General features: G+C 37.6%; 7 protein-coding genes. 6 read left to right on the top strand and 1 reads right to left on the bottom strand.

Going from position 1 to position 5,140, the window contains the following annotated elements; all coding sequences use genetic code 11:
* From Q0K35_RS09355 to Q0K35_RS09370, 5 genes are all read left to right on the top strand, one after another.
* The coding region (locus tag Q0K35_RS09355) for an SDR family oxidoreductase (protein WP_294562521.1) at positions 1–605 on the top strand (605 nt) is incomplete at its 5' end.
* Positions 606–861: 256 nt separating this feature from the next.
* Complete coding sequence (locus tag Q0K35_RS09360; protein WP_294562523.1) at positions 862–2,259, top strand: solute carrier family 23 protein; 1,398 nt, start codon at positions 862–864, stop codon at positions 2,257–2,259.
* A 193-nt stretch (positions 2,260–2,452) separates the two neighbouring features.
* Positions 2,453–2,737 (top strand): sporulation protein YabP, encoded by a 285-nt coding sequence (yabP, locus tag Q0K35_RS09365; RefSeq protein WP_294562525.1) that lies wholly within the window; start codon positions 2,453–2,455, stop codon positions 2,735–2,737.
* A 14-nt stretch (positions 2,738–2,751) separates the two neighbouring features.
* Entirely contained in the window at positions 2,752–3,168 is a 417-nt protein-coding gene (gene yabQ, locus Q0K35_RS11580; RefSeq protein WP_365936221.1) for a spore cortex biosynthesis protein YabQ, read from the top strand.
* Positions 3,128–3,433, top strand: coding sequence for a septum formation initiator family protein (locus tag Q0K35_RS09370; protein ID WP_294562526.1), 306 nt, complete (start codon positions 3,128–3,130; stop codon positions 3,431–3,433). Before yabQ ends, Q0K35_RS09370 begins: the two co-directional genes overlap by 41 nt.
* 55 nt (positions 3,434–3,488) lie before the next feature.
* On the opposite strand, the gene Q0K35_RS09375 is transcribed toward Q0K35_RS09370, so the two are convergent.
* Positions 3,489–4,490 carry an HNH endonuclease gene (locus tag Q0K35_RS09375; RefSeq protein WP_294562528.1) on the bottom strand — a complete coding sequence of 334 codons (1,002 nt, stop codon included), beginning with the start codon at positions 4,488–4,490 and terminating at the stop codon, positions 3,489–3,491.
* Between the two features lie 117 nt (positions 4,491–4,607).
* Here Q0K35_RS09375 and Q0K35_RS09380 point away from each other — a divergent pair.
* Positions 4,608–5,140 (top strand): AT hook domain-containing protein (locus Q0K35_RS09380; RefSeq protein ID WP_294562530.1); only part of this gene is annotated, 533 nt, incomplete at its 3' end.

Here is a 5,140-nt window from a genome sequence, read left to right on the forward strand (position 1 = left end):
CAGTTGTTGATGTAACCCAGGAAGAACAGGTAAAAAACTGGATCGATCGTGCCTATGAACATTTTGGCAAGATAGATATCGTTATTCCAAATGCAGGCTATGAAGGAAAGTATCAAGAGATTCAGGATTGTACGATGGAAGAATATATGAAGGTATATCAGATCAATGTCTTTAGTGTTATGTTTGTGATGAAATATGCAGCTCCTTACCTTATCAAAAATGGTAATGGTGCCATCGTTACGATCGCTTCGAACGGAAGCTATACGACATCTCCGGGAATGAGTGCTTATTGCTCATCGAAGCATGCGGTAGCAGGTCTGACAAAAACGGTAGCTCTTGAGCTGGGTCCTCATGGTATCCACTGTAATTATATCTGTCCGGGAGGGGTCGATACACCTATGATCGGAAGAATCGAAAAGAATACCTTTGGTGATACGAAGACGCATCAAGAAGCTGAACAGATCTTTGGTGCACAGTATTTGGATAAGAGATACTGCAAACCGGAAGAGGTTGCTAATTTAGCGCTCTATCTGGCTTCAGATGTATCCTCTCATATGATGGGATCCGGCATTCGTCTGGATGGCGGTATGGATGCTTTATGCTGATTTGAGATAATAATAAGAAGAATGATTGAAGATGGTGAATAGCCATCTTTTTTTTGATGATCGGATGAAAATTTGAAAAAAATCATTTTTTTGTAGCATTTTATTTGATTTTATGATATTATCGAAAAAATGGATTCTGAGTTTCATGGACTTTTTTGTGAAATATAGGACATTAGGGGATATCGGTAATGTCTTTTTGTTGAGCAGAAAACTCCTTTTTAAAGAGGCAGGAATTCATAGAAAGGAGACATCTTTGATGCGAAAAGAAAACACTTTTGCTTCAGAAGGCTATTTGCCTGATGAGAACCCTACGCTTGGGAAATTGATACTCTATGCGATCCAGCAAGTGATTGTCATGTTCCCTGCTACCGTTACAGTAGCTTTGGTAACTGGCTTTCAGGTATCGACCACCATTTTTGCCAGCGGGCTTGCGACATTGTTCTTCATTGTTATTACCGGAAGAAAGATTCCTCTCTATTACGGTTCAAGCTTTGCTTATCTGACCGCTATATCCAGTATGTGTGCGGCTGAGGGCTTTGTCAAGGTGGATGGTATTCTTCCCACAGAAGCAATCCAGTATGCCCAGTTTGGTATCATTCTTTCCGGTCTTGTTTCAATTGCAGCAGGCCTGCTCGTTCGATTCTTTGGCAGCAAGGCTGTAGAAAAGATCCTACCGGCTTCGGTAACAGGACCTGTTGCGATGATCATTGGTTTAACTTTGGCAGGAAATGCATTGAGTGACGCTATTCCGAATGTAGAAACAGCAACGATTGAAAGTAATCTTTGGATTGTTGTGGCTCTGGTAACTTTGATTTCTACGATTCTTTATTCCAAATATTTAAAAGGCTTTTTAGGACAGCTGCCATTACTTCTTGGCGCATTGACAGGATGTCTGTTCGCAGCTGCTTGTTATCTGATTGCAGATGTAAATCTCTTTAGAGAAATGCCTGCAGCAGCATTAGAAGCTTCTATTTGGAAACTCGGAGATGGTTCTCTCTTTGCTGTTCCTGCTTTTTCTTTGCCTAAAGTGTCATGGACAGCGGTTGCTGCTATCATGCCTATTGCGATTGCAACGATACCGGAATCAACAGCCCATATGTATCAGCTGGATATCTATGTAAATAATGTGGCAAAACGTAAAGGCGTCAATAAAAAGTATCACCTGGTTGACCTGTTGGACCGCAACCTGATCGGTGATGGTATTTGTGATATGATCTCCGGTGTTGTTGGAGGTCCTGCCGGAACCAACTACGGTGAAAATATCTCAACGATGGCAATTACGAAGGTTTTCTCTACTTCTGTGCTGGTCGTTGCAGCAATCTTTGCGATGATCATCAGTTTCTTTACACCACTTATTCAAGTCATCTATGGTATCCCATTGGCTGTGATCGGTGGTCTTGAAATCTATCTGTTCGGAGCGATCGCCGCACAGGGTATCGCCATCATGATCGAAAAGAAAGTGGATATGTTCTCTTCAAAAAATATTGCGGTCATCGCGGCAATCATGGTGATCGGTATCGGTGGCAACTATGCTTTTGGAGGTAATATCCCATTCTTTGGCTTGCAGATTCCTTGCATTGCCGGAGCAGCAATCTTTGGTATCTTATTAAATATCTTGTTAAGTATCGGTGAAAAGAAACAAAGTGAAAGCTAAGCTGATATTTATCTGAAAACAACTTGATTACATAAATTTAAATAAAAAAGAGATGACATCTTATGAAATCCGTGCATAATTGTCATCTTTTTATTAACTCAATTCATTAATAAGATATGATCATACTTTTGACTCTTTATTATAAGGTTCTATTATTGATTTACTTTCATACAATGAACAAGGGGAGTGAACCATGGAAAATGCACTGAAGTTTGAAACGAATCCGTATCACAATTTTATCTGTAAAGAAAGGAAGATTCTTGAATTATCCGGAGTAAAAAATGTAGAGCGTTTTGATGAAAACGAATTTATCTTAGAAACGACATTAGGATGGATGTGTATAAAAGGAAGTGAATTATCATTGAATAAGCTGGATACTGAGCATGGGGATGTCATCATCAAAGGAAATATTGATGGCATAGAATATACCACAGCTCATAAAAACAAAGAATCGCTGTTTTCAAGACTATTCAAATGAATCTGTATGAACAGATGATTTCTTTAGGATATCATCTGCTTGCAGGAGCAGTTTTTGGATTTTTGTTTAGCTTTTTATCTCTTTGCAGTATTGCCTTTGCTTCTGTTTTTAAAGCTTTTCTATATATCTTCTTTTCGATGTTTTGTACCCTTCTTTTTTATTATGGCTTATACTGTATCAATGGTGGTATGACACATTTTTATTTGATGGCGGTTTTTCTATGGGGTCTTTATCTTTATTATCACTTATTTTATGAGATGCTTTTGCCCCTGTTTTTCTATATAAAAAAGATGTTTCGGCCATTAAAGAAAAAACTGGGTTTTGCGAAAAAGAAAATCTATGCTATAATAGAAAAGCAAAGGGAAAAAAGAAGGAGGTCGAAACTAAAGAATGAGCAACGCAAAAAGAAACGTAAAAATGAGAAGGTTTAATTATCATTTAAAAAGTATCTTGTTAATTGCTTGTTCCTTCTGGTTCGTTTTCAATGTTGTTAACGAATTATTAACAACAAAAGAAATCAAGGATAGGATTGATGAGGCAGAAACACTTTCAGCTCAGATCGATGATGAAACGGCAAGTCTGGAAGAACAGAAAGAAATGCTTCAGGATCCTAACTATGCGATGAACTATGCAAGAGGAAAACTTCTGATTTCTCAGGACGGCGAACAAATCTTCGCATTAGATGATGAAGAATAAACATTATAAAAAGATGCAAAAACAGGACACTTAGGTGTCCTGTTTTTGTTAAGCATTACTTTTTATAGATATGATGGCGATGATATTCAAGAAAAAGCTTTCGTGATGCATTCATGTGAGTATGATCTAATTTGAAATTTTCTTTTAACTGATAGATTTCTTTTTTATCCTGAAGCTCATCGCAGATAAGCAGATGTCCCTGTTCATCAAAGCTGATATAACCCTGATCGAAAAGATAGTCATGATTGCGGCAAAGCAGTAGTCCATTGTTTGAATCCATGGCTTCAATCAGATATCCACAATCACGGAAAGGCTTGATATGTGAAGTAATCAGCATGTGTGGCAAAGCCGCCTGACAGATGCAGCAGGAATGATGAAATTCATTAAACAGGCAGTCTTTGAAAAAGACTTGCAGATCCTTGGAACAATCCCGATCAACCGGAACCCCTTTTTGTGGAAAAATATCTAACATGTCTTCTAAATGCTGATAATTGACGATCGGTGAACCTTCATTGCGATACTGAAGCTTTTGATGACTATATAAGTCATGAGTATAACAGGCTTTTAGACAATCAGAACAGTTAAGACCTTTTTCTGTATCCTCGAGGATCCATTGATATTCATAAAGCCATTTGGGTTCAAAAATACGGACATGGTCTGTTTTTTTAAATAAAAGCGTTTCAAGGATGATCGGGCGGAATTCTTCATCAATGAAGCGTAGAGATAAAGGTTCATTTAAATGGGTCTTAAAATAAGCACGGGTTTCTTCTTTCTGGATGAGAGCTTCAAATAAAGACAAAGCTTCCAGCTTTGAATCATGGGAGCTTTTGGCGAAAATATAGAGAGGCTGGGAAAGATCAAAGCCGTTTTCTAATATTTTTATATTCTTTGAAGCAATGAGAAAATCAAGTAATTGATGAAATTCCTTTTTAGAAAGTATGAGATCTTTCTCGTTGATACATGAAAGAAAAGCTTCAAATACCGTGTTATGAGTGAATGAATCTGTTTCTAACTTATCAAAAATATGTAAGTATTTCTTAAATTGTGATTTTTTCATAGTTACCTCTTACATTATTATATACAAAAATCAAAAAAAATTAAAGAAGCACCATAATGTGCGTGTTTTCGACAAACGAAAAGTCTTACAATGTTTTTATTGAAGGAGGGATTAATTATGAAAGGTCCGGGTATTAAAGATTACTTATATGCAATTGAATCAAAGAAGGAAGAAGCAAGGAAAGCAGGCTTGCATGAGATTGAGATTTCCAGTAAAGCATTACATCAGGAAATATCGCCCAATCATGCGACGATGCCCACTTGTTGTCAGGCAATGTATAAGCTGACATTAGAAGGTGATGAGATCATCAAGACACCTAAGGGAACGACAGGTTATGGTTCACATTTGATTATACGATTTCATGTTGATGATTTAGATCGTGCGCAGCGTTTTCCTAATAAGAAAAGAGGAAGACCATCTAAGACGTATGAGGAAAAATTAGCGTCTAAGAAAGCGAAGATGAAGCGGAATACGGAAGATTTGAATAATCTTTTGAAATCGTGGTTAGACGAAAACGGTTATACGTTCAGTGAAGAAAAGAATGAGCTGGTGGCTCAGAATGGCGAAAGAAAATGGATCATTCAGGTTCAGGGTGTCAAGCGTGGAAGAAAACAGACACTGCCGAATAAGATCAGTGAACTGATCACACG

It is taken from the genome of uncultured Traorella sp. (assembly GCF_944327115.1).
Classification (GTDB): Bacteria; Bacillota_I; Bacilli_A; order Erysipelotrichales; family Erysipelotrichaceae; genus Traorella.